The organism is Phyllobacterium endophyticum, from assembly GCF_003010935.1.
GTDB classification, from domain to species: domain Bacteria; phylum Pseudomonadota; class Alphaproteobacteria; order Rhizobiales; family Rhizobiaceae; genus Phyllobacterium; species Phyllobacterium endophyticum.
In genome coordinates this window covers 323465-348366 of record NZ_PGGN01000004.1, presented here as the reverse complement: position 1 = coordinate 348366, position 24902 = coordinate 323465, and the positions used below count along the sequence as shown (strand labels likewise).

General features: G+C 56.3%; 21 protein-coding genes. 7 read left to right on the top strand and 14 right to left on the bottom strand.

Annotation, left to right across the window (positions count from 1 at the left end; translation table 11 throughout):
- Positions 1 to 7: 7 nt before the first annotated feature.
- The 3 genes from repB to CU100_RS19820 form a co-directional block, all read right to left on the bottom strand.
- A complete protein-coding gene (gene repB / locus CU100_RS19830; RefSeq protein ID WP_106718317.1) occupies positions 8 to 1015 on the bottom strand; it encodes a plasmid partitioning protein RepB in 1008 nt (335 codons plus the stop codon).
- Positions 1012 to 2235: a plasmid partitioning protein RepA gene (gene repA, locus CU100_RS19825; protein ID WP_106718316.1), complete on the bottom strand. Its 1224-nt coding sequence runs from the start codon at positions 2233 to 2235 to the stop codon at positions 1012 to 1014. The genes repB and repA overlap by 4 nt, the downstream gene beginning before the upstream one ends.
- Positions 2236 to 2353: 118 nt before the next feature.
- On the bottom strand, positions 2354 to 2659 hold the full coding sequence (locus CU100_RS19820) for a hypothetical protein (protein ID WP_106718315.1): 306 nt from the start codon (positions 2657 to 2659) through the stop codon (positions 2354 to 2356).
- Between the two features lie 192 nt (positions 2660 to 2851).
- Between CU100_RS19820 and CU100_RS19815 the strand changes: the two genes are divergently transcribed.
- Both CU100_RS19815 and CU100_RS19810 read left to right on the top strand, forming a co-directional pair.
- Positions 2852 to 3085, top strand: a complete 234-nt coding sequence (locus tag CU100_RS19815) for a hypothetical protein (RefSeq protein WP_106718314.1) — start codon at positions 2852 to 2854, stop codon at positions 3083 to 3085.
- A 202-nt stretch (positions 3086 to 3287) separates the two neighbouring features.
- Entirely contained in the window at positions 3288 to 3500 is a 213-nt protein-coding gene (locus CU100_RS19810) for a hypothetical protein (protein WP_106718313.1), read from the top strand.
- Here the strand turns inward: CU100_RS19810 and CU100_RS19805 are convergent.
- Positions 3484 to 3765, bottom strand: coding sequence for a DUF982 domain-containing protein (locus CU100_RS19805; protein ID WP_106718312.1), 282 nt, complete (start codon positions 3763 to 3765; stop codon positions 3484 to 3486). The two genes, CU100_RS19810 and CU100_RS19805, sit on opposite strands and share 17 nt — an antisense overlap.
- Before the next feature lie 262 nt (positions 3766 to 4027).
- Here CU100_RS19805 and CU100_RS19800 point away from each other — a divergent pair, with 262 nt between their 5' ends.
- The 4 genes from CU100_RS19800 (at position 4028) to CU100_RS19785 (ending at position 8287) form a co-directional block, all read left to right on the top strand.
- A complete protein-coding gene (locus CU100_RS19800; RefSeq protein ID WP_106718311.1) occupies positions 4028 to 5449 on the top strand; it encodes a cytochrome ubiquinol oxidase subunit I in 1422 nt (473 codons plus the stop codon).
- Complete coding sequence (gene cydB / locus CU100_RS19795) at positions 5439 to 6443, top strand: cytochrome d ubiquinol oxidase subunit II (protein ID WP_106718310.1); 1005 nt, start codon at positions 5439 to 5441, stop codon at positions 6441 to 6443. Before CU100_RS19800 ends, cydB begins: the two co-directional genes overlap by 11 nt.
- A 206-nt stretch (positions 6444 to 6649) precedes the next feature.
- Positions 6650 to 6856, top strand: a complete 207-nt coding sequence (locus CU100_RS19790; RefSeq protein WP_106718309.1) for a hypothetical protein — start codon at positions 6650 to 6652, stop codon at positions 6854 to 6856.
- 240 nt (positions 6857 to 7096) lie between these two features.
- Complete coding sequence (locus CU100_RS19785) at positions 7097 to 8287, top strand: HPP family protein (RefSeq protein ID WP_106718308.1); 1191 nt, start codon at positions 7097 to 7099, stop codon at positions 8285 to 8287.
- Positions 8288 to 8324: 37 nt separating this feature from the next.
- On the opposite strand, the gene CU100_RS19780 is transcribed toward CU100_RS19785, so the two are convergent.
- Positions 8325 to 8852, bottom strand: coding sequence for a DUF4142 domain-containing protein (locus CU100_RS19780; protein WP_106718307.1), 528 nt, complete (start codon positions 8850 to 8852; stop codon positions 8325 to 8327).
- Between the two features lie 102 nt (positions 8853 to 8954).
- Positions 8955 to 9812, bottom strand: a complete 858-nt coding sequence (locus CU100_RS19775; protein WP_106718306.1) for an SDR family oxidoreductase — start codon at positions 9810 to 9812, stop codon at positions 8955 to 8957.
- A gap of 169 nt (positions 9813 to 9981) precedes the next feature.
- On the opposite strand from CU100_RS19775, the gene CU100_RS19770 reads away from it, so the two are divergent.
- Positions 9982 to 10248, top strand: coding sequence for a hypothetical protein (locus CU100_RS19770; RefSeq protein ID WP_106718305.1), 267 nt, complete (start codon positions 9982 to 9984; stop codon positions 10246 to 10248).
- 25 nt (positions 10249 to 10273) lie between these two features.
- Here CU100_RS19770 and CU100_RS19765 read toward each other — a convergent pair whose 3' ends face one another.
- From CU100_RS19765 to treS, 8 genes are all read right to left on the bottom strand, one after another.
- Positions 10274 to 10627 (bottom strand): hypothetical protein, encoded by a 354-nt coding sequence (locus CU100_RS19765; RefSeq protein ID WP_106718304.1) that lies wholly within the window; start codon positions 10625 to 10627, stop codon positions 10274 to 10276.
- A gap of 162 nt (positions 10628 to 10789) precedes the next feature.
- Complete coding sequence (locus CU100_RS19760) at positions 10790 to 11020, bottom strand: DUF2934 domain-containing protein (RefSeq protein ID WP_106718303.1); 231 nt, start codon at positions 11018 to 11020, stop codon at positions 10790 to 10792.
- Positions 11021 to 11091: 71 nt separating this feature from the next.
- Complete coding sequence (gene treY / locus CU100_RS19755) at positions 11092 to 13665, bottom strand: malto-oligosyltrehalose synthase (protein WP_106718302.1); 2574 nt, start codon at positions 13663 to 13665, stop codon at positions 11092 to 11094.
- Between the two features lie 4 nt (positions 13666 to 13669).
- Positions 13670 to 15529, bottom strand: coding sequence for a 4-alpha-glucanotransferase (gene malQ, locus CU100_RS19750; protein WP_106718301.1), 1860 nt, complete (start codon positions 15527 to 15529; stop codon positions 13670 to 13672).
- The gene (gene treZ / locus CU100_RS19745; protein WP_106718300.1) at positions 15526 to 17358 is read right to left on the bottom strand and encodes a malto-oligosyltrehalose trehalohydrolase; all 1833 of its coding nucleotides are present in this window, start codon (positions 17356 to 17358) and stop codon (positions 15526 to 15528) included. Before treZ ends, malQ begins: the two co-directional genes overlap by 4 nt.
- Positions 17355 to 19442 carry a glycogen debranching protein GlgX gene (glgX, locus tag CU100_RS19740; RefSeq protein WP_106718299.1) on the bottom strand — a complete coding sequence of 696 codons (2088 nt, stop codon included), beginning with the start codon at positions 19440 to 19442 and terminating at the stop codon, positions 17355 to 17357. The genes treZ and glgX overlap by 4 nt, the downstream gene beginning before the upstream one ends.
- Positions 19435 to 21633 carry a 1,4-alpha-glucan branching protein GlgB gene (glgB, locus tag CU100_RS19735; protein ID WP_106718298.1) on the bottom strand — a complete coding sequence of 733 codons (2199 nt, stop codon included), beginning with the start codon at positions 21631 to 21633 and terminating at the stop codon, positions 19435 to 19437. The genes glgX and glgB overlap by 8 nt, the downstream gene beginning before the upstream one ends.
- The gene (gene treS, locus CU100_RS19730; RefSeq protein ID WP_106718297.1) at positions 21630 to 24902 is read right to left on the bottom strand and encodes a maltose alpha-D-glucosyltransferase; all 3273 of its coding nucleotides are present in this window, start codon (positions 24900 to 24902) and stop codon (positions 21630 to 21632) included. The genes glgB and treS overlap by 4 nt, the downstream gene beginning before the upstream one ends.

The window sequence follows — 24902 nt, the reverse complement described above, 5'->3', positions numbered from 1 at the left end:
CTCTCCGTTAGAGTTTTCTAATACGCGGTTCACTCTCCCCGCCGCGCAAATAGGCAGCGTAGAGATCCGGCAGGTGGGTTATCAAGTAGCTACCGAACTCCGGGGCTATTGCCTCATCAACGGTCACCTTGGTCTTGCTACCGTTCTGCTCGATCTGGGCGAAAGACACCCCATCGCTGGATTTGAGCGGATAGAGATAGGTGCCTGACTTCCTCTTCGGCGTCAGGCTTTTCAGGAGCAGCGCGAAGCGCGCATTGCTATCGAGTCGCATGAACCGTTCCATGTCCACCCGATCCTTCCAATATTCTGACGTTTGCCGCAGCAGTTGCGATAGTTGCTCCCAGCGCGGCCGGCCTACCTTGGGCGCAGCTCCAATCGCCTCGATCAACTCTAATGGCAGCGAATTGGCGACAGCGATCATGGTAGATAAGTTGCCTTTGTGCACCGACAGGGCGGCCATGAGCGCCTGCCGCTCGATCCCGTGCGCCTCAAGTCTTGCGGCAAACAGCGCCCGCTCGATAAATGATAGGTCCTTGCGCTCCAGATTTTCTTTGCCCTGAGCGACGATCAGGTCCTCGTCGGAAAGATCGCGCACGACAGCTTTCACTGGGCGGCCAAGGGCTTGCAGTGCAGCGAGGCGGCGGTGGCCATAGGCGACCTGATAGCGATCTGCACTTTGGGGATGGGGCCGCACCAGGATCGGCACCTGCTGCCCGTGCTCTTCAATACTCGCCTTCAGCTCTTCGAAGTCAGCTGTATCAATATCTTCGAGCCGATCGCGAATGAACGACGCATCGATCAATTTCGGGTCGATGTCGACGACATATTCGCCGGACTGAAGTTGTTCACGTAAAGCCTGTGCATCTTCGGCATCGTCGGAGAGACTTTGCAGTGACAGACCCATGGCTTTCAACGATCCGGACTTCTGCGCCGGCTTCGCCAATCGGTGCTCGTTCTGCGACGCCTCGTTTATAGGCGTCATCATTGCTTTAAGGGCATCTCTCCGCTTGTTCATGGCGCACGGCCCCATGCTTCGCGCACAAGATCTTCAATCTCCAGGTTGACCGCATCGAGTGCCTCGATAGCGCGGTCATAGGTTGCGCGAGTAAAATATTCGCGGCCTACTTCGTACAGCGTCTGCTTGGTCAGGCCCGCATCCGAAATCGCAGTCGACTTGAGCAAAGCGTTGGTCAGCACACGTTCTCCGAACAGGCTCTTCATCAACCCGACAATCTGTCCTTGCGGGCCATCGCTCGGTTCATAGCGTGTGATGACATACCGAAAGAAATCATAGTCAGCGTCTCCGCCCGCCTGCTCGACCACATCGAGCAATCCAGCTGTCATATGCAAAAACTGCGACATGGAGGCAACATCGAGCATTTGCGGATGGATGGTGACGAGAACGCTGCGCGCTGCGCATAATGCCGAGAGTGTCAGGAAGCCCAGCGAGGGTGGACAGTCAAGGACGACCACGTCGTAACGATCGTCAACTGTTGCCAGCGCACCGGCAATACGCGAGAAGAAAAGGCGCTCGGCGCCGCGCCTCTTCTCGGCAAGTATGCGTGGCGTGTCGTGTTCGAATTCCTGCAGTTCCAGATTGCCCGGAATAATATCGAGTCCATGGAAATAGGTTTTGCGAATGATATCTGTCAGCGGGCGCTGCTGATCATCATAGCGGATCGCACCATAAATCGTATCATTGTCCTCAAGGTCAAATTCCGGCTGGATTCCAAACAAAGCAGAGAGCGAAGCCTGCGGATCAAGGTCGATCGCGAGTGTGCGATAGCCACGCATGGCAAAATATTGCGCCACGTGAGCCGCAGTCGTTGTCTTGCCGGAACCGCCCTTGAAGTTGGTGACGGCAATGACCTGCATATGTTCATTGGCCTGGCGGATTGGAAGATAGCTCTTCTTCGATTTCGCAAGGTAACGGCGGATTTCATGAACCTGTTCAAGCGAATAGAGCCTTCGCCCACCAGAGGTCTTTTCCGCTTCCGGGCCCTCGCCTGCCAGCGATAGATGCCGTATATAGGCGTCCGTTATACCGATCAGCTTGGCAGCCTCGCCGGATGTGAACTTTCGAAGTTGCTTTTCTGCCGTAGGCGGGAAAGCCCGTGAGCGCAGCTCCTGCAGCTGCGCGCTCAGGAGATCAGCATCTGCCTCCACCAGACGCGTCAGCGAGCGCACCCTCTTGCCGGTCCGGTGACTCTGGTCTTTTTCAGTTGGAGACAGCATAAACGCTCTAAATCCAATTTCTACGATTAAAGCGTAAATTCAACTGAGTCTGCGTGAGTCGTCAAGCGATTAAAGGTTAACGAGACCGGCTCAAACCCCGCTATTTTGCGTGAGCAGCTCAGGGCTCAATGAAACCCTCACCTTTTACCCGAACAACGTTTCCGTCCTGACCCTGTTCTTCAAGCAACGGATTGGGTTTTGGGACTGGACCTTCGGGTTGGGCTGGTTGCTGGTGCGTCATTTCAGGCTGGAGATTGCCGTCCGCCTCTCGTCGAGCCAGCATGGCACGTGCCTTGCCGATGAGATAATCCTCGTCGTAACCCCCCGGGTTATCATTTTCCACGACAATCGAGACGCTCGCCCCGTCCTCGTTTTCGAACTCGACGATATATTCGTTCGTCCTGCTACTCGGCTTTATTTCCATTCCCTTGCCGCCCTCACCGTGTGGTTTTGCAGGAACACAACACGGGTGAAGCTTGTTGGTTCCGGCTACATGCGAAGGATGTGGCACCGAGCATAGAGCTGTAGGAACGCTCCTGTTTGGACAGGCGACAAGGAACCTATCTCGATTGGAGGAATTTCAGGAAAGGTTGACCCAATTACAAGGAATTCAGTCATGCCCATCAAATTGCCGAAGCTGCCCTACGATCATCCGGACCGGGATGTTGCCTGCGAAGAAGCCATGCAAATGCGATTCAACGAACTCTACAACACCCCCAACTTCTTCAAACTTTCTGCCGAGGCGATGGATGCCGGGTGGGAGCCCGAGGAGGTCAGATTGGGCATTCGTCACCTCATAGCGGCACGGACCCTGCTGGAGCTCGGTATTGGCAGCGTACCGCCAGCCTGAGGAGATAACTTCCAGATGTGAAGACCTGATCCACCCGGCGATGCTTCGCTCAAAAAGGGTAGGTCACTGACTGTCCGCAAGCAGACATGCCATTGACGCAGGCATGCTTCAGTTTTTTAATGATTGGCGTCGCTGGACCACGCAACGGCACCCCAGCGCTTGAGAGATGCAACGCTCCCGCCGATCCAAGGGAGCACGCGACATGCCCCAGAGATTTAATTTCAAGCTTCTGTGCCGAGACTGCGGTGTCATATATCTCCACATCCCGAACGGGATCACAAACTCAACGGTGATTTACTGTAGCACCTGCGACATGCCGCTTGGGACATGGCTCGAGACTGAGGCATCGTTCATCGCGCAGGGTGGTAGCGATGGCATCGAGATACGCGAAGGACTGGTTACCCAGGCAGGATAGCGTTGAATACCCTGGTATGTGTTGCCACCAGTATATCGGCTTCCGATGCGGCATCGATGAATGCTGCTCTTGCCTCATCGGCGGATGAACTTCCGTCCATTGCACCCATACATGCAAGTTTTGCACGTGCGTAAGCGGGACCACGACGCCGGTCATGCCATTCATTAACCAGGCACTCGTACGCCTCTTTGGCAGTGCGCACGCACCTGATCTCCTCAGGATGGGCAGCCTCTATCGCGACGGCTTTGAAATGAACGTCCTCCATACCGCGCTGAACGCCACTTCATAGCTTGGAGTTCCATGGCTGATAACAAAATGGCTGGCGCGAAAACTTGCCACCATTACAACCCTCATCCTCCGACGACCTCCTCCGCGTTTTTGCCGTGGAGGCGTGACAGTATGACAGTCGTGACAAAAAGACTAATGGCGCTAGGCAAGTTCCTTTGAAATGGTGATCCAATACAGACGCGAGTCGTGATACGCTTTACGCAGTCACGCCAGAGCAAGCAAATCGTGTGGAGATATCCATGACCTTTCTTGGCCTTACAGCCGAAATGCTGGCGCGGCTCCAATTTGCGTTTACCGTTTCATTCCACTTCCTTTTTCCGGCATTCTCAATTGGAACTGCCAGTTTTCTTGCCGTTTTAAATGGCCTGTGGCTGTGGAAACGCGACGAGGCGTATCTGAAGCTGTTCGAATACTGGAAAACGATCTTCGCCATTACCTTCGGCATGGGCGTCGTCTCGGGTATTGTGATGAGCTATCAATTCGGTACGAACTGGGCCCGGTTCTCCGACAAGGCCGGCGCGGTCATCGGACCTTTGATGGGGTACGAGGTTCTGACCGCCTTCTTCCTGGAGGCAGGATTTCTTGGCATTGCGCTCTTCGGGCGCAAGCGGGTAGGCGATACAATGCACATGGTAGCTGTCGTTGCGGTTGCCGTGGGAACACTCATCTCGGCCACTTGGATCACATCAGCCAACAGTTGGATGCATACGCCCGCCGGATTTAGTATCGACGCAGCCGGCAGCTTCGTGCCTGAGGATTGGTGGGCAATCGTATTCAACCCGTCGTTTCCCTACCGGATGACTCACACGGTACTCGCGGCATTCCTGACGACAGCATTCGCTGTCGGTGGCGTGGGTGCATGGCATCTCCTCCACAACGAGGAGAACCGCCAATCCCGCATCATGTTTTCGATGGCGATGTGGATGGCAGCCATCGTAACTCCCATTCAAATCTTTGTAGGCGATCAGCATGGCTTAAACACGTTGGAGCATCAGCCAGCCAAAATCGCTGCGATGGAAGGGCATTTCGAGACACACGAGAACGGCGCTCCCCTCATCCTGTTCGGAATCCCTGACGATGAAGCCGAAGTAACGCGCTATGCCTTAGAAATACCAAAGCTCGGCTCGCTGATCTTGACGCATCATCTGAATGGGAGAGTGCAGGGTCTGAAGGACTGGCCGCGGCAGGACCGTCCTCCGGCGCTGATGCCGTTCATCACGTTCCGGGTCATGGTCGGCATAGGTTTCCTGATGCTTGCTCTCGGGATCTGGTCGCTCTATGCACGTGCGAAAGGATCGCTTTATTCCAATAGAGCTCTCCTTCGGTCAGCACTCATCATGGGCCCGTCCGGCTTTGTCGCCGTACTGGCTGGATGGTATACTACTGAGGTGGGCAGACAGCCGTACACGATCTACGGCCTGCTGCGTACGAGCGACAGTCTCTCCCCCGTGTCGGCACCTGCGGTGGGAACGTCTTTGCTGGCATTCATCGCAGTGTATTTTATTGTCTTCGGTACCGGCACGTTTTACCTGCTAAAGCTGATGCGGCGCGTGCCGGAACTCACTGAGGACCCCGAACTCGACAGGGGACCCACTCGGGCGGCAGGCACGACGCCGGGCCCGGCGCAAGACGATCCGATGGGAGGCGAGAATGTCCATTGACCTTCCAATAATCTGGGCAGCGATTATCGCCTTTGCGGTACTGGCTTATGTTGTGCTCGACGGGTTTGACCTTGGAGTGGGCATATTGTTTCCGCTCTTTCCGCATCGCCATGACCGCGACGTGATGACCAACTCGATAGCGCCCGTATGGGACGGAAACGAGACATGGCTGGTGCTGGGCGGCGGGGGCCTTATGGCCGTATTTCCGCTCGCTTACGCAACGGTGTTGCCTGCGCTTTACATGCCAATCATTCTGATGCTCCTGGGGCTGATATTTCGTGGCGTCGCTTTTGAGTTCCGCTGGCGCAGCGGGCCTGATTCCCGTCTGTGGGATGGCGGCTTCTGGCTTGGTTCCTCCGTCGCGGCAATGATGCAGGGCATAGCCTTGGGGGCGCTGGTTCAGGGCATCAAGATCGAAAATCGCTCCTACGCCGGTGGTTGGTGGGATTGGCTGACACCGTTTTCAATTCTGACGGGAGTTGCCGTTGTTGTTGGCTACGCGTTGCTGGGAGCAACTTGGCTGAATTTGAAAACGACGGGGGAGCTCCAGCACCGAGCACGGAGAATGGCCATGGCCCTTGGCGTCGCTCTCCTGGTGCTTATTGCCGTCGTTTCGCTTTGGACACCGTTCATCAACCATCTCTACTTCGAGCGATGGTTCGGCTGGCCTACCGCGTTCTTCTCAGCGTTCGTGCCATTGCTCGTGGCCATGTGTGCTGTCGCGTTGTGGCACGGATTGACACAAGACAAGCATTTGCAGCCATTTCTTGCAGCGCTTGGCCTCTTCGTACTCAGCTACGCCGGTTTGGGGATCAGCTTCTATCCCTATATTGTCCCCGGTGCATTGACCATCGAGGAAGCAGCGGCACCCGACAGCAGTCTAATTTTCCTGCTGGTCGGCGCTGTTGTTTTGATACCGATAATTCTTGCCTACACTGGATACGCATATTGGGTGTTCCGCGGGAAGATCGATCCTGAAGAGGGATACCATTGACCGGCGGTCGCATGTGGCTCGGCCGCATCTTGTGGTTTGTCGGTCTGTGGATCGCAGGCGTTATCTCCGTCGCTGCCGTCGGCCTGATAATTCGTCAGTTCCTGACCTGAATCACTTCGGCTAGCTGCAGCAGCACGCCGGCCGATTCCGGTTCTCTGGAACGATACAGACAAGTGCGAGTTAGAGTACCTTCAAGGAGCTCGCTGATGTTGAAACGATGGCAAACATACGCAGTTGTCTTCGCAGCAATAGTCGCTGTAACTGCTGGAGGCTTCTATCTTTACGTTCAAGATCGTCGCGCAGCCCCGATCGTCGGTCCCGAGACGCCGGAGGTCGGTGCCGAAGCACCTCTTGATGTGGAAAAGAAACCACCGAGCGCTGTCGACACTCCCAATCCCACAGATGCGCGATGACTTTGTTGTAGAGGCGGCACCGGGCCGTTCCATCCACCTCTGACCACATCTGCTCTTCCAATTGATCAGGGTTTTCTCTCTTCGGGCAACGCGTGGAAACTCATTTCTTCGATCCGGCCAAAATGAGGAAGTTTTACCGTTGCCGAAAATATAGCCTGCCTGCTATGACTTTAGGCAATCCCCGCGACTCCCGCGATAGCGCCGCCAGAAACCGCGCCCCACATCTCAGATTGAATCCCGATGCTTTTCAGCACACTCAAGCGCCTGCGCCCTTCTGTTGCGCCAACCAGTCCGACCGAGCGGATAAGGGCCTGTGTTGGTGCTCTCGTCGGTATCATGCTGACGGGCTTCACCAGTAAGCTGGCACTTGGCCCGGACGTTAACCTGCCGCTTTTGATCGCGCCAATGGGGGCATCAGCGGTTCTCCTCTTTGCCGCTCCAACAAGTCCATTGGCGCAGCCTTGGTCCATCCTTGGTGGAAACGTTCTTTCGGCGCTCGTTGGCGTGACTTTCGCATTGTTTGTAACCGACCCGATCGTCGCCTCGGCGCTTGCCGTTTCCGTGGCGATCGGTCTGATGCTCGCGCTGGGCTGCTTGCATCCTCCTAGCGGCGCGGTGGCTCTGACCGCTGTCTTGGGCGGCCCCGCACTACACGCTGAGGGATATGCCTTCGTGTTTTGGCCGGTCGGGTTGAACTCGCTGCTTTTGCTGGGCGCAGCCTTGCTTTTTAACAACTTGACGGGCCGCCGGTATCCACATCTTGCGCCAGCGAAGCCCGTGAGTCCTCACAAGACAACGGATCCGGTTCCCTCCGAGCGGATCGGGTTTGTTCCAAGCGATCTGCAGGAGGTGCTTGCGCAATATGACGAAATCGTAAATGTCAGTCCAGACGAGCTTGACGCTTTGCTACACCAAGCTCAAATTCGCGCTTACGAGAGACGGTCAGGCGAGATCACTTGCTCGCATATCATGTCCAGAGATGTTGCCACCGTGCGGCCCGGAACGGCCTTACGAGAGGCATGGCGGCTCCTCATCGATCATCGTATCAAAGCGCTGCCAGTCACTGGGGATAATGGAGAATTAGTGGGCATAGTCACCCAGACGGACTTCATGCGTGCATCGCTCCTTGCCGAGGATGGCCGCCTTCATCTTGGCTGGCGAATGCGTGTCGGAACGACGTTGAGGCTAGCGCGGCAACCGAAGCACGTGGTCAGCGATATCATGACGCGAAAGGTACAGTCTGCACTGCCCGAGACAATGATTGCCAAGCTTGTACCGCCTATGGCCGACATGGGCTTGCATCACATGCCGGTCGTCGACGCAGACAACCGCGTCGTCGGCATCGTGACGCAGTCCGACCTGATAGCCGCGCTGTTTCAGGAACGTCAAATGCCGGGGGCGGAGCCGAGGGAACGCACAAAGGCAGCGTAACCGATACTCCGCCTGGACGTTCTCTCCGCAGATAAAGCTATTTGTTCAATTCTTGCGCCATGTGGAGGTGATGCTCCAGGGCAGGACGAGTCTTGGCGGCCCACGCTTTCAGATCCGCATTTTCGCCTTCCTCGCCGTACCGCTTGAAGAGATCAACGGCGTCCTCATGCGCGTCGACTTGATCAGCATGATACTGTTTGGTGAAGTCAGCACCCTGCAGGCTCTTCAGTTTGTCGAGGGTTTCCTGCTGTGCGGCCGTCATGGCGGCGGGAATCGCTGCCTTGACCTTACCGCTTTCGACAAGCTGCTTCATTTCCATCGATGTTTTCTGATGGTCATCGATCATCTGTTGCGCGAATGTTTTCGTCGACGCATCTGCGCGCTCAACGGCAAGTTTGCTCGACTCGATTTCGAACATGTCGCTTGACGCTGCTTCAAGAACAAAATCTTCTGTTTTCGGAGCGACGCCCGCCAATGAATTGACACCCGTTTTCTCGGCTGCAGACTGTGCATAAGCGGGTGCAGCCAGGACGAGAGCGATGGCGCCGATTGCGTATATCTTCATGTTAGTTCTCCTGTGGTTGCTGGCCGAACTCGCGTAGCTCCGGAATGTTCCTTCGATCCCTAGATCGGAGAACGAGCAGGCACTCGCGACCGAGCTTCGTGTTCAAAGAATGGGCTTGCCGCCGGTTACCGCAATCGTTGCACCCGACACGTAGCTGGATGCGGGGTCCGCGAGCATGACATAGGCAGTTGCAAGCTCAGCCGGCTGACCCGGGCGCTTCATTGGCACCTGTTTTCCGAAGTTTTTCACAGCCTCATCGGGCATGGTCGAAGGAATGAGCGGCGTCCAGATGGGACCGGGCGCAACAGCATTGGCGCGGATATTCTTCTCCGCAAGGAGCTGCGCGAGGCCGGCTGTGAAATTCTGGATGGCACCTTTCGTCGTCGCATAGGCAAGGAGCGAAGGGCTCGGAGTGTCTGCATTTATCGATGCGGTGTTGATAATAGCGCTGCCAGGGCGCATGTGTGGCACCGCGGCCTTGGTAAGATAGAACATCGCATGGATGTTGACCTTGAAGGTAAGCTCCCACTCCTCGTCGGAGATTTCGCCAATGTCGTTGAAGCTTGCCTGATGCGCAGCATTGTTTACAAGAATATCGATGCCACCGAGTTCCGATACGGCTTTCTCGACAATGGAGCGGCAATGGGCCGATGACTGGATATCTCCAGCCATAAGGATGGCCTTGCGTCCGGCCTCCTCTACGAAACGTTTGGTCTCCTGTGCATCCTCGTGTTCGTCAAGATAGGCGATCAACACGTCTGCTCCCTCCCTTGCATAGGCGATCGCGACGGCGCGTCCAATGCCGCTGTCGCCGCCGGTGATGACCGCCTTTTTGCCGACCAGCCGGCCCGCGCCCTTGTAGGAGTTTTCTCCGTGGTCCGGCACGGGATCCATAGCGCCCGTCAGACCTGGCATTGGTTGGGGTTGGGAGGGAAATGGGGGGGTGGGATAGGTTGACATGTCACATACCTCTTTTTCTGTCCGATCAAGGCGCAACGTTTGTTGGGAAATGAGGTTCCGGCGTTTTTTGCCAAGTGTCGGATCAGTTGCTCACCAGGGGAGCAGGCTGGAACAGAACGCCTTTCCAAGTGTTGAAAGCTTGCGTTCAGAATCGAAAAGAGGAACCTCGATGGCTCAGGTTACCAACGCATCAGGAACAGGGACCCTGTTCGACAGGGACACGGAGACTACTGTGTCTTATACGATTGGCGACAAGGGAGACGCGCTCAAGGAAAGAAGCCCGGTCGGAGCTATAACCAACATCGCACCGGAAATTCTGCAACAGTTCAAAAATGCTTCAGCGGTCAGTCTCAGGCTTGAGGATGGTGAGGTCCTCCATATTAGCCTGGTGGGTCCCGGAGCGGACGGAACCGTCAAGTTCACCATACACGAGTGATAGGCTGCCAGTTTGAAGCTGCCAGCTAATCCTTGGAACCAGAAACGGTGGAGGTCACGACTGACACGGGATCGCTGCAGGGGAATGTATCTTCCAGGCCCTCGTCGAGCTGTTCTTCCAAAGCTTGCTTGTCTCCTGCCGTCCGAGCACTCTTGCGGGTGGCACCCGCTTCGCCTGAAATTTCTTCGTCGGGTGCGTTTTTCGCCAGTTGAGCCATCAATTCTTTCGCGACTTTGATGGCAGACAGACGATTGATGTCGCGATCCGGCGAAGCTCTCAAGGTGATAGCAGCCACATCGCCTCCGCCGGAAATGAATTCGACTGTGTAACCATCTTTGCCGCCCCGTTCGGGATGAACCTGCACGCCTATAGCTTCCATGGATATTGCGCTCCCTATTTTCGTCGCTAGGGTACAATGAAAAGGAGCGCCGTTTTGTTCCTAAGAAACAGGCGAAGGGCGCAGCCCTGACGCACTCCGCGCGAATGCCGATTTCGGGGCAACGTTACAGGTAGGGGCACCTCCCACCATAGAAAAAGCTGTTCAGATGATTGTCTTTCGGGACCTCCGCTTAGTCTGCTCCAGGGGCTCGGAAGGTGCTTGACCTGTTCCTGCCCCGTCATGAGGAGTTTCCGAAGTCGTAAATCCCTCTTCGCTGCTGAACTCTTTCTCTGCTAGTTGCCAATGTTCTTCGTGCTTCCCTTCCGGCCTGCCCTGCTTTTCCCACAGTTCGTATGCGCGGGTCTTGAGGCGGTTATTCTTTTCGTCTTCCATTTTCACAATCCTCACATGATATTTCTTGGCTCCGAACTACCGAGACGAGGAAAAGTTCATCGCATCAGCCACTAAATTGAGACGAGTAGCGCAACGGGCGATTCGGCAAGAATCTCCGCGACTTCCCGGCCTGCTTCAATGCCGGTCTTGCCTGAAATGATGTCGGTGAAGCGCCTCGCATGATACTGTGGGGGCAGGTCGAGAGTGACGGGTGCAGATCCCTCCGCAAGCGGCGACACAGTGACGAGTGTAATTGCAATTGCCTCTTGGTATTCGCGTAAGAAGGCGAAGTATTTTCCATGATGACCGCCTTCGATCTCAAGGGCGCGGTACTCCCCAAGTTCAAAGAGCGTCAAATTTTTCGACCTGAACTCCAAGGCCCGAATAATGATTTCCCGCTTGGCGATTGTTACCGCGGATCCATCCGTCCGAGCGGAGATCACATTCTCGCTCAGTGGCCGGCGATTATCGGGATCGACGAGGCTATAATCCCATAGCTCGGTTCCCTGGTAGAAGTCCGGAACTCCTGGGGCGGTAATCTTCATCAGCGTCTGAGCAAGGGATTTGATGCGCCCAGCGTCCTCGAACGGCCGCAGAGTGGTTTCGAAATCTTTGACAAAACTGGAACGTGCATCCCCCAGAATCTTCGCGACAAACTTCTGCATGGCATCCTCGTACGGCGCATTCACTTCGTGCCATGATGTATGGAGCTTGGCCTCGCGCATTGCCTTTTCCAGATATTGCGCAAAACGGCTTTGAAATTGAGACCATCCCCCCGCACCGGACGTTCGTGATGGCCAGACACCGGCGAGCCCTTGATAGATAAACCATTCATCGCTGGCGTCTGGAACTGCACATTCTGTTTGGCGCAGAGCGTCGTTCATTTGCCGCCATCGCTGAAATCCGTCGATCCAGCGTTGGGGCGCATCACTGAGTGAGTAAAGCAATGCACGCGCATCCTCACCTCGCTTCGTATCGTGGGTTGAGGTGGCCGACAGCGAGTGATCGCGCGAGACGACACGCTGGACCATCAGTTGGTGAAAATGCTGCGCTCCTGCGGTATCTGGTGTCAGCTCACCTCCAACTTCGTTTAAGCCCAGGAGCTGATTGTGTCTGTAGAAAAGCGTATCCTCCACTGCCTTGGCCATGACTGGTCCACTCAATTGCTGAAATCTCTTGCGTAATTCCCACGACCGGTCATCGTCGCAGCGCTTAAGCAAGGTAACAACCTGCCACAATGTTTCAGGATCAGAGGCCAAGTTCGCTTTTGAAGCGGCTGCGGTCACGTCGTCGATTAGCTCGGCGTCGCGGTCCGTCATCCCTCCGCGGGTACCATAGGTGCGGTAAACAGGGAACGCCGCAATAAGCTCTGCGATGGCGGCTTCGAACGCCTCTGGATTCTGTCCACCGGATGTGCCTCCGGACAATTTTGCCGCAAGAGCGGCAAGCGCGGACAACTCAGTTTGAAAATTCTGGCGCAATAGCTGAAGCTTGGCTCTTCTTTTTTCGGCGACGATGTCCAAAGGTTCGTCTCGCGTCGAGGCATATGCGTCGCCAAGCGCGGACCATCCGGCGGGGTCGACAAACACGTCCGCTGCCGCAGCGATGAATTCATAACCTGTCGTCCCGTCGACCGGCCATTCGGCCGGCAAAGTTTCATCGTGCTGAAGTATCTTTTCAACGATCAGATACTTGTCCTTTCCGATGCGATCCCGCAGCCGCGCCAGATAGTCCGTTGGGTCTGCCAGACCGTCGATGTGGTCTATCCTCAGTCCGTCTATCTGCCCGGCATCAATGAGCTTGAAAGCCAACTGGTGGACGTCCTCGAACACACCAGGGTCTTCAACCCTTAGGCCTACAAGGCCGTTAATGTCGAAAAAACGCCGGTAGTTCAGGTGCCTCGAAGCATCGCGCCACGGGATCAGATGCCATGGCTGCGCGTCATGGATGCGCTCCATCATCTTCTCGTCCGACGAGAGGTGCTCGAGAAACGATAAGGTGACGTTCCTTGCCGACGGCGTGGATAGGACATTGTTTATTCTGGCGTGGAAGCTCGCGGTTCCACGCGGTGTCGCCTCGGTGGCAGCCTGGATGAGCTGCGAACCAACCGGGCTCTCCAGTGTTTCAAAGACCACAGCATAGCTCTGCGGGCTGAGGGGATATTTCCCACCTGCAGCTTCAATCGCAATAACATGATCGTCTGCAAGAACCAGCGCGACCTCTCGGGCGCTCACCAATTGCGTGAACGGCCTGTCAAGCACCGGCAGGCTCAGCCTTGATCGCCAGTCTATATCGAAATGGCCGCTGTAGGGGCTTCTTTGACCCCATTCAATCAGATCATACCACCAGGGGTTCTCAAGAGAGGCCGCCATGTGGTTGGGAACAATGTCGAGAATGATCCCCATACCGTGCTTTAGCAACTCTGCGTGAAGTCGGTTGAACCCTTGCTGTCCTCCAAGCGCCGGATCGATTTCATTGCAGTTGACAACGTCATATCCATGGGTCGAGCCGGTTGCGGCTGTGAAAATTGGCGAGGCATAGAGATGGCTTATTCCGAGCTCTTTCAAGTGGGGGATGAGGGAGCAGGCACGGCTAAAGGTCATGCCATTGCGAAACTGCAGGCGGTAGGTTGCGATCGGGATCATCTTTTCACCTCGGCCGCTCCTGGTTCACCGCCGCAACGAGTGACCTGAACCGCTCCCCTCCGGCGAGCTCATCCAGATCAATGGAATTCTTCCGGCGCCAATTCGGATAGATGGATGGATCGGTTCCGGGCAAGTTCGTAGGATGCTCTTCGCCCGTCAGGTCCGCCAGCCTGATGCTGACCAGCAAGGAGGGCGTCCTCGCAATCAAGCAATGGGCTGCGATCATGACAGTGTCCGGTAATGGAAACGCCACGTCCCTGATACGTCCGGTCACTTCGGCAGCGCTCAGCGGGTCGATCAAGTGATAGCGCGCCATGATCTCCAGCAAACTCTCGCGTTCTGACAAACGCTGTTCCGTCTGCGCAGCGGCCTGTTTTTGATCGATGAGGTTGTGCTCTTGACGCAGGGCAATGTCATCGCATCCCCACCAGGCCCGCAGCGTGGGCAAGTCATGGGTGGACAGGCAAGCAAGGGCCAGACGCGGATATCGTTCGGGCGGCACGAATGAAGTGCCTTCCTTTTCAAAACAGAAAACGCGGTAGGAAAGGACTGCTGCGCGTTCCATTTCCTCGCGGAATCCTCCCGGCACGTTGCCGAGGTCCTCTCCAATGACCATACAGCTCTGGTCGAGCGAAGCCTTCGCGAGGTGTTCCAGCAATATTCGAAACGGATAGCGCAGGTAGGTGCCCGAAGATGCAGGTTCGCCGTTGGGCACAAGGAAAAGTTGCCTAAGCGACATGGCGTGGTCAAGTCGCAGCGCCCCGCCGTTTGACATGGTGCGGCCCAGAAGATTGGCCCAAGTCCCGTGCGGATTCAGCAAAGCAGCCGGGGACGGTGGCACAAGGCCCCAGTCTTGGCCGATAGCGCTGAAAAAGTCCGGCGGTGCCCCTATGTTGAAGCCCTCGATATAGGCGTCGCGATTGATCCATGTCGCCGAGCCGTCCGGCGCTTCTCCAACGGCAAAGTCGAGGTAAAGACCCACTCGCATGCCGAGTCTGCGAGCTTCCTTTTGCGCAACGTCCAATTGTTGTTTTGCCAGCCATTGCAACCACATATGGAAATTGACATCGCCAGCATGTGTCGAGGCATAGGACCGGACGGCAGGGGTTTCCCGGTTCTGAAACTGCTTTGGCCAGCTTTTCCATCCCGCCCCGTGACCCCTCCGCGTCATTTCCGAAGAAAGGCTCTCAAACAGCGCGTGGGCCCTTAACTCAGGACCATTATCGTCCTGAAAGCGCTCAAAGTCTTTAGCCAACTCTCTCGCGCCGATTTCGTCGCGCCACCGAGCCCATAATCGGCGCAGTGCACGAACCTTGAGCGCAGCGACCCCACCATAGTCGACAAGATCGCCCTCCCTTATTCTTTCACACTCTTCGAGCTCATCGGCCACGGGTTGATATCCCGGGACGTTTGGAACAGATATATAAAGCGGGTTCAGGAAGCGGCGATTGGAAGGGGAGAACGGGCTGTTGCGTTCCGGCTCGGCGAGGAACAAGGCGTGTAGCGGGTTTAGCCCGATGAAATCCGCGCCGGCGTTTGCGAACAGCTGGATTGCCTTGAGCAAATCGGCAAAATCGCCGATGCCCCAGTTTCGTGCCGAACGAAGCTCATACAGTTGCAGCGAAATGCCCCAGCAACGGGCGCTTTCAAGCCAGTCTGGCAGGAAGCACCGCAATGATTCCTGATGCGGGCAATCTGTTGACCCGAGGTGCGCTTCCCCTCCAGGGGTTTCCGGGTCGACTCCCAACGCCTTCAACAACTTGAGCTTGGTATCATGGGGGGCAAGCCTTCTGACACCGTCAGCACCCTCATATTCTCTCGAGATACCATGCTGCGCTGCCAAAAGGTCGATCCTGGAGGTCATGCCTTACGGCTTTCCTGCTCAAGCGCAACCACAACTGACAACGGCGGTAGAGATGTCTCGTTCACCTCGAGGTCCGCTGGAACACAGCTGAACAGTGGATTGCGGGGAAGGCTGTCGAATTCGCGGCGATCATCTGAAAGGTTTGCAAAGAGTCTCAAGATCGCCGTCTCGCTCAATTGCCATTCGACGGCGACCGCTCCATCTTGCGCCTTGAGAATACGCCCGGCACTGCCGCCGGTTGTTTCCAGCAACGGAACGATGTGCGTCCTGCGCAGCGTGATAAGTTCACGGAAAAACAGAAGCCATGCCCTACCCTTTCCCTCCTCTCGCCCATGCCAGTTGATTTTCGAATTACGAAATGTTCCTGGGTCGTTCGGATCTGGAATGGTATCCGTTCCTGATTCACACTTGTTGAAAGCCGAGAAGTTGGCGAACTCGCGCCTGCGTCCTTCCCTCACCGCGTCTGCGAGTTCGCCGCTGAAATCCGTGAAAAACTGAAATGGCTGCGTCTCGCCCCATTCCTGGCCCATGAAAAGCAGCGGCATCTGCGGCGATAGCATCAGGATCGAGGTGAAAGCTTTCAGCATTTCTTGATTGGTGAGACAGGTCAGCCGCTCACCCAAAGCCCGGTTGCCGATCTGATCGTGGTTTTGCAGAAAATCCACAAAGGCGACCGGGGGAAGACCGGCGCTTCGTTCTCCGCGCGGGCGGCCCGATAGGCTGGAAATCTCTCCTTGGTAGACGTAGCCCTCCGCCAGCGCACGGGCCAGCTTGGTCCACCTGTCCGCAACGAAATCCTTGTAGTGTCCCTCGGTCTCCCCTGTTGCAATCACGTGCGCAACACTGTGGAAATCATCATTCCACTCGGCAGTGTGCAGTAGGCCGCTTTCACGGCGGTGCAGATACGTGACGTTGCGGTTGTCTTCCGTCGTCAGATGGATTTCCCTCTCTGGAAAAGCGGCGCGAATGCGCTGCCCAAGCTCGACAAGGATCTCTACCTCGGACTCGTTATCCGCCAGATGATCGACCGCATCGAAACGCAGCCCATCCAGCCGGAACTCTGCAAGCCAGTAGAGCGCATTGTCGATAAAGAAATCACGCACCGCTGGCTGGCTGAAATTGATGGCAGAGCCCCAAGGGGTCTGACGGGCGGGATCAAAAAAGGCTGATGCGTAGTTTCCGATATAGTTCCCTTCCGGACCGAAGTGATTATAGACGACGTCTAGAAAAACCATGATTCCATAGCCATGGGCGGCATCAACAAAGGCTTTCATGTCTTCCGGCGTGCCATACTCGTTGTGAGGCGCGAAAAGCAGCGTGCCGTCGTAACCCCATCCGCGTCTGCCACCGAATTGGGCGACGGGCATCACTTCTACCGCAGTAATTCCCAGCTCTGAAAGCAAGTGCAGTTTTTCTATCGCAGCACGAAATGTTCCCTCTGCGGTGAAGGTGCCCATGTGCAATTCGTATATGACCGCTTGCTCCCACGGCCTCCCCTGCCATTCCAAATTGGTCCAGCGATAGGCACTATGATCGACGACCACCGAGGGTCCGTGAACGTCACCTGCCTGACGACGGCTTGCCGGGTCGGGAACCACCGAGCCATCTGGGAGGAGGAACAAGTATTCGCAGCCGGGTGTGACACCGTTTGCGACGATCTCGTGCCAGCCGTCTCCGGCGTTCTGCATGGAAAGATCTCGATCGCCAATTTGAACGCTTATCGACTGGCAGTCCGGAGCCCACAAGCGAAAGCGAACCTGATCGTCTGCAATCTTCTGTGGTCCCCAGGAGTATGTTGCGCGCTCCGTTCGCAGGTTGGCCTGTTTCATTTCCGGTCCTCGAGCAGGATCAGCGATCGTCCGGAAACAGGAAGCGCGTCTCCATCGATCCCACGGACACCAGCCACTGACGCTTCGCCGTTAGACGTATCGGCCAGAACTAGCCATTTGCCATGTTCTGTTGGCGGAAGTTCAAACGTTACCTCATCGAAATGAGCGTTGAGCAGGACGCAGAGCCGTTCTCCTTGCCGCGACAGGAGGAGCGCCATGCTCCTTGTTTGAGGGTCTTCCCAGTCGGAGATTTCCAGGCGCTTGCCATCTGGTCTCAACCATTCTGGCTCCGCCAGGCTGTTTCCGTCGGCTGGTTGATCGTGAACATATTTTTCCTGCCGCAGCAAAGGACGAGCCCTGCGGATGGCGATGATCTCGCGGACAAACTCCATGAAGGCATGGTCGCGGTCGCTGGGCTCGCTCCAATCTAGCCAGGTCGTCTCGTTATCCTGGCAGTAGGAATTATTGTTGCCCTGCTGCGATCGCCCGCGCTCATCGCCCATCAGCAACATCGGCGTTCCTTGCGATAGAAACACTGTCGCAAGGAGACTTCGCCTGAGGCGATCACGCAAGTCGAGAACATTGGCGTCGTCGGTCTCGCCTTCGACGCCACAGTTCCAGCTGAAGTTCGCCGAATGCCCATCATTATTATCTTCGCCATTGGCTTCGTTGTGTTTTTCGTTGTAGCTGACAAGGTCCCGCAGGGTGAATCCATCATGTGCCGCCACGAAGTTCACACTCGCCCAAGGGCGTCGTCCACGCTTTTCAAACAGCTCGGCAGATCCGAGTAATTTGCTGGAGAGCGCCGACGCCACGCCTTCATCGCCCTTCCAGAATGATCGTGCCGTGTCCCGGAACTGATCATTCCACTCCGCCCATCCCGGGGGATAATTGCCAAGCTGGTATCCTTCGGGACCCATGTCCCAAGGCTCTGCGATAAGCTTGACCATCGAGAGTGTGGGATCCTGCCTGACGGCTTCGAAGAAGACTGCATCGTGGTCGAAACTTGCGCGGTCTCGACCGAGAGCAGAGGCAAGATCGAAGCGAAATCCATCCACGTGGCATTCCTGGACCCAGTATCGCAGGGAATCCATGACCATTTGCAGGACGCGCTGATTCCTCAGGTTGACCGTATTGCCGCATCCGGTCGTGTCGAAGTAAAAACGAGGGTCGTCGCCGAGCATGTAGTAGCTCGCATTGTCGATGCCGCGGAACGACAATGTAGGGCCGAGTTCATTGCCCTCTGCGGTATGGTTGTAAACGACGTCGAGAATGACTTCCAAACCTGCTTCGTGCAGTTTTCGCACCATGAATTTGAATTCATGTATGGTCCCGCCAGGAGAGATGTACCGCGCGGCCGGAGCGAAGAAGCCGGCGGTGTTGTAGCCCCAATAATTGGTCAAGCCGCGCTCGACCAGGTAGCGGTCATTGAAGAATGACTGGATCGGCAAAAGTTCGATCGAGGTCACACCGAGCTTGACGAGGCGCTCGATCACGCGCTCGTCGGACAGACCGGCAAAGGTTCCCCGCATATGCTCTTGCAGAGCCTCATAGCGGGCGGTCATGCCCTTGACATGCGCCTCGTAGATAATTGTTTCTGACCAAGGGACATTCGGCCGTATATCAGGACCCCAGGTGACGGCGGGATCAACCACCACGCACTTTGGCATGACGAAGGCGGAATCCCGGCGATCCAAGGTAAGATCCTGGCGCGGATGGCCCACGCGGTAGCCAAACACTGCATCATGCCATTTTATTTCGCCGTGGAACGCCAGAGCGTACGGGTCAAGGAGCAGCTTGTTTGGGTTGAAACGGTGCCCTGCTTCGGGCGCATACGGACCATGAACGCGGTAGCCGTATAATTGTCCGGGGCGAATATCGGGAAGATACCCATGCCAGATCTCATGCGTGTACTCTGGCAGAGCAACGCGCTCCAGTTCCCGGCGTCCGGCGCTGTCGAACAGGCAGAGCTCGACCTTTGTGGCATTGGCAGAAAAGATGGCGAAGTTTACGCCTGCTCCATCCCAATGCGCCCCGAGCGGGAAGGACGATCCTGCTCTTACCGTTGATCTCTGTCTAACCATGATGCCTTTCCGGCCGGAACATTATTGTCGCCAGAGGAGGCAACGTCATTGACAAAGATGCAGGTCTTCCGTGCGACGGGATGTCCTGAGCATCCAGTCCCCCGCAATTGCCGACATTCGAACCCCCATACCGTTCGGCATCGCTATTGAGTATCTCCGTCCACCTTCCGTGAAGGGGAACGCCGATGCGGTAGTCAGTGTGCGGAACAGGCGTCATGTTGCAAACCGCGAGTATAGGCGGGCTCCCATTCTTCCCCTTGCGAAGAAAGGCAAAAATGCTTCTGTCGGCATCATTCTGCTCTATCCACTCGAAACCGTCCGGGTCGCAGTCGAGTTCGTGCAGCGCGCCATTATTCCGGTAGGTACTATTGAGATCCCGCACCAGATCCTGAATTCCTCGATGCGAATGATCCGCAAGCAGGTGCCAATCCAGGGAGTGGTCATGGTTCCACTCGCGTTCCTGCGCAAACTCTCCGCCCATGAAAAGCAGCTTCTTTCCAGGATGCGCCCACATGAAAGCGAGATAGGCGCGCAGGTTGGCGAACTTCTGCCACGGGTCGCCGGGCATCTTCTGCAAAAGCGAACCCTTTCCATGGACGACTTCGTCATGCGAAAGCGGCAACACGAAGTTTTCGCTGTAGGCGTAAAGCAATCCGAACGTCATTTCCCAGTGGTGAAATCTGCGATGGATCGGATCGCGCTTCATGTACTCGAGCGTGTCGTGCATCCAGCCCATGTTCCATTTGAAATCGAAGCCCAGGCCACCATCCCTTACCGGGCGGCTGACGCCCGGCCATGCGGTGGACTCCTCGGCTATCGTAAGCGCTCCCAAGTGGCGCGCGTGAACGTTCTCGTTCGTGGTTCTTAAAAAATCAACAGCGTCCAGATTGTGATTGCCGCCAAGCCTGTTGGGTATCCATTCGCCCTCCTTTCGGCTGTAGTCGAGATAGAGCATCGATGCGACGGCATCGACGCGCAGTGCGTCGATGTGAAAAGTATCCAGCCAGTATAAAGCACTCGCCTGCAGGAAATTGGCCACCTCGGTACGGCCGAAATTATAGATGAGCGTGTTCCAGTCCTGGTGAAAGCCCAGTCGCGGATCCTCATGTTCGTAGAGCGCCGTACCGTCGAAGCGCGCAAGTCCATGCGTGTCGGAAGGAAAATGGGCAGGCACCCAATCGGCGATGACCCCGATACCGGCGCGGTGAAGGCGGTCTACGAACTGGCAGAATTGTTGAGGCGTTCCGAAGCGCTTGGTTGGTGCAAAAAGGCCGATCGGCTGATAACCCCAGGAGCCGGTAAAAGGATGCTCCGTGACCGGCATGAGTTCGACATGGGTGAAGCCCATGTCTGTGACATAGTCAACGAGATAGTCTGCAAGCTCGTCATAGTTCAGGAGCTGGTTATTTTCATCGCGCCGCCAACTGCCGAGGTGAACTTCATAAATGGATATCGGCGAGGAAACCGATTGCCGGTTGGCTCGTTCGGCAAGCCAATTTTTGTCACCCCAGTCATGATCCGGGATCCCCGTCACAATTGAAGCAGTTGCGGGAGGCGCTTCTTGAGACAGCGATACGGGATCTGCCTTGAGCGGCATGATCTCTCCGTGGACGCCGAGTATTTCGAGTTTGTACCGCGCACCATGAGCCAGTTCGGGAATGAATATTTCCCAGATGCCTGACCCCAGGCGTTTGCGCATTGGGTGCCTCCTTCCGTCCCAGGCGTTGAAGTCACCGACGACGCTTACTCTCCGGGCATTCGGTGCCCATACCGAAAAGGCCGTGCCGTCCACGCCCTCAAGGGTACAAGGATGGGCGCCAAGGCGGCGATAAAGGTCAAAGTGCTTTCCCTCGGCGAACAGGTAGTCGTCGAGATCACCGAGGAGTGGAGGAAACCGGAAGGGGTCCTCCGAGGTCCAGCTTTGATCGCCGGCGCCAAATCTCAAGAGATAGGGGAATCTTGTGTTCCTGTTTGCTACAGGGCCCGAAAAGAAACCCTCGTCGCTGAGGCGGACCAACTTGGCCAAAGGCGCATCGGACGCTTTTTCAATGACTTCAACTGTTGCTGCCTGCGGAGCGAACGCGTTTACATAGATAAGGTCATCGTCGCCGCGATGCATGCCCAGGATGGAGAAGGGATTTTCGTGACGCCCGCGCAGGATCGCCTCGATTTCTTGAGGGCGCAGGTTCATCGGTCACCGTCCTTCAAGAGCTTCGCCAGGCCACGCAAGGGGATGTGCTGCCAGGCCGGGCGGTTGTCCAGTTCGTAGACGATTTCATACGAGGCCTTTTGGATCAGGAACACCTGTAGCAGGCGCTTGGAGAATTCTGTCTGTTCGGGATAGGTGACGCTGCCAGACATGTGCTCGTGATATGCGGACAAGAACGACGCCGTCATTGCGTCGCGGCATTTGAGAACCGGATGGTTTGCCGTTGCACCTACCGTAGACAGGCTCTCAGCGACAACGGACTCGGCGGCGTAGTCGAGGGACCGCAGCATTCCCGCCACGTCGACCAGCGGTGAGGCTTTGCGCCGCCGGTGCTCAAGAGGCCGGCCCGGCTCACCCTCGAAGTCGATGATCATCAGATCATTTTCAACAACCAGCACTTGGCCGAGATGATAATCCCCATGGATCCTCGAGCAACCTCCGGACGGAGGTAACTTCTCAAGGTCGCGAATTGTCTCGACGAGGTTTTCGCGGCCCGAAAGGATGACTTCCAGCTGCTCACTTTGAGCAAGTGCCGGCTGGCTACCCCGCAGCCGGTCAAACAGTCCGTCGACGTCTGCCAAGGCGCTTTTGACGACCGACCGAACATATGCCGGGGTAATTTCCTCCGGCACGAAGGCCGGATCATCGACCGGGCTTGCAAGTGCCTGGTGTAACTCGGCAGTGCGGCGCCCCAGCAATTCACCGACATTTACAGGCAAAAGCGAATGGTCGGGCATCGACTCCGGCAAAGGATCCGGTATTGAGCCGGTTATCGCCTCATCGGCGATCCGTTTCATAGCGCTGGTAATGCCCTCCCATGCGTTACCTTGATTTCTGACGAACGCAAAGACTGCCGCTATGGTCGCAGGGCCCGCGTCTGGTCCTGTGGCCTCGATATGTCCGAGGTAGGCCGGGGTGTTCTCGAAGCCCGTCCGTTCGGTTAGCATACGCACCATCTCTACTTCAGGCTGTAGTCCCGGTTTCAACCGCCTGTACAGCTTGAGCAGAATGGTATCTCCGAACGCCAGGGAAACATTGCTCTGGTCGGCCATGAGGAGGCGCGGCGCCGGGAGCGTGTCCGAGAGCCTGAGTTTTTGAGAACAGTGGAACATGAGACCATCTGTTTCGTTCGCTTCGGCATTCTGCAATGCTTGGACGATTGCGGCCGCGAATGCTTCATCCTGGGCTCCGTCCAGCAGGGCCCCGACCTTCGGCCCGTGCCGCAACTTGGCCATCGTATAAGAGAGCTTCGGAGAACCAAATGCCAGATTTTCCTCGCCCCACCGCGCCGACAAGGGAATGAAGTAATTCTGCACCTCACCGCCGACGGAAACTTCCGCGCGGGTAAGCGCAAAGTTTTCCTTACCAATGGTTGCGATGGCTTCGAGCTGCACGCTCTCGATCTTCTGGCCCTTTTCTCCGAACCACCGTTGAAGCGGGAGGAACTTCGGCAAGACGTCTCGTTCCAACTGGAGTTTTTCCCGTCCATCAAGAACGGAACTCAGCTGGCCGTCACGTGCGGTGAGGGTAACGAATTCCGGTAATATTTCCGGCATCTGCTGGTGCCAGGCAGGCGCATCAACCTTGTCAGCCAAGCGGAACCAGTAAAACCCATACGGACTTAGGGTGAGTAGATAAGGAAGATCGCCGATCGGGGGGAAACTGGAGCGTCCATTCAGTTCGACCGGAACAAAGGATTTCCAAGCCGAAAGATCAAGCTCGACTGCCTCCGCCGTACGGGAAAGATTTGCGACACAAAGGATTATCTCGTCGCCATACGACCGTACATAGGCAAATATTTTGCGGTTGAGCGGGTACAGCAAGGTCATTGTACCGCGTCCAAACGCTAGGTGTTCCTTTCGGACCGCGACCATCCGGCGCATCCAGTTCAGGAGGGACGACGTGTCACGATTCTGGGTTTCGACATTGATAGCCTGGAAGCCATAGATCGGGTCGGAGATCGCCGGCAGATATAGCCTCTGCGGATCGGCGCGGGAAAAGCCGCCATTCCTGTCGCTCGACCACTGCATGGGCGTCCGCACGCCGTCCCGGTCCCCGAGATAGTAGTTATCACCCATGCCGATCTCGTCACCGTAGTAGAGAATGGGTGAGCCTGGCAGTGATAGAAGCAAGGAGTTCATCAACTCGATCTTGCGCCGGTCGTTCTGCATCAGAGGCGCCAACCTGCGGCGGATTCCAAGATTGATGCGGGCGCGGCTGTCCTCGGCATATGTCTGCCACAGATAGTCACGTTCTTTTTCCGTGACCATTTCCAGTGTCAACTCATCATGGTTCCGGAGAAAGATGCCCCACTGACAGCTTTCAGGAATGTCTGGCGTCTGCCGGATAATATCGGTCAGCGGATGCCGATCCTCCTGCGCAACCGCCATGTACATCCGAGGCATGATCGGGAAATGAAAGCCCATGTGGCATTCATCGCCTGCACCGAAATAGGGCCGTGTATCTTCCGGCCATTGATTGGCTTCCGCAAGAAGCATGCGGTCACCGTAATGCGCATCGAGCTCGGCGCGAATGCGCTTCAGCACGTCGTGAGTTTCGGGCAGGTTCTCATTGTTCGTGCCTTCCCGTTCGACAAGGTACGGGATCGCATCGAGCCGCAATCCGTCCACACCCATCTCCAGCCAGAAGTGCATGGCCCTGAGGACTTCTCTGAAAACCCGCGGATTGTCGAAGTTGAGATCGGGCTGGTGCGAATAGAACCGGTGCCAGAAGTACGCCCCGGCAACCTCGTCCCACGTCCAGTTTGACTTTTCCGTATCGGTGAAGATGATACGGGTTTCCGGGAACTTCTTGTCCGTATCGCTCCAAACGTAGAAATTTCTGGCATTGGAGCCGGGTTTCGCCCTGCGGGCGCGCTGGAACCACGGGTGCTGATCGGATGTGTGGTTGATCACAAGTTCCGTCACGACACGCAAGCCTCTCAAATGAGCTTCAGTGATAAACCTTCGAAAATCACGCATGTCGCCATAGGACGGATTGATGGCTCTGTAGTCGGAGATGTCGTAGCCATCATCGCGAAGCGGCGAAGGATAGAAGGGCAGCAGCCAGATCGTGTTCGCACCCAGCTGCTCGATGTGGTCGAGACGCCTCAGCAACCCCGCGAAATCGCCAACTCCATCATCGTTCGTATCCTGAAATGCCTTGATATGGAGCTGGTAAATGATCGCGTCCTTGTACCAGTCGGACTGGGTACGATCGATCGCTGGCTTTTCCTTGACAGATGCATCCAT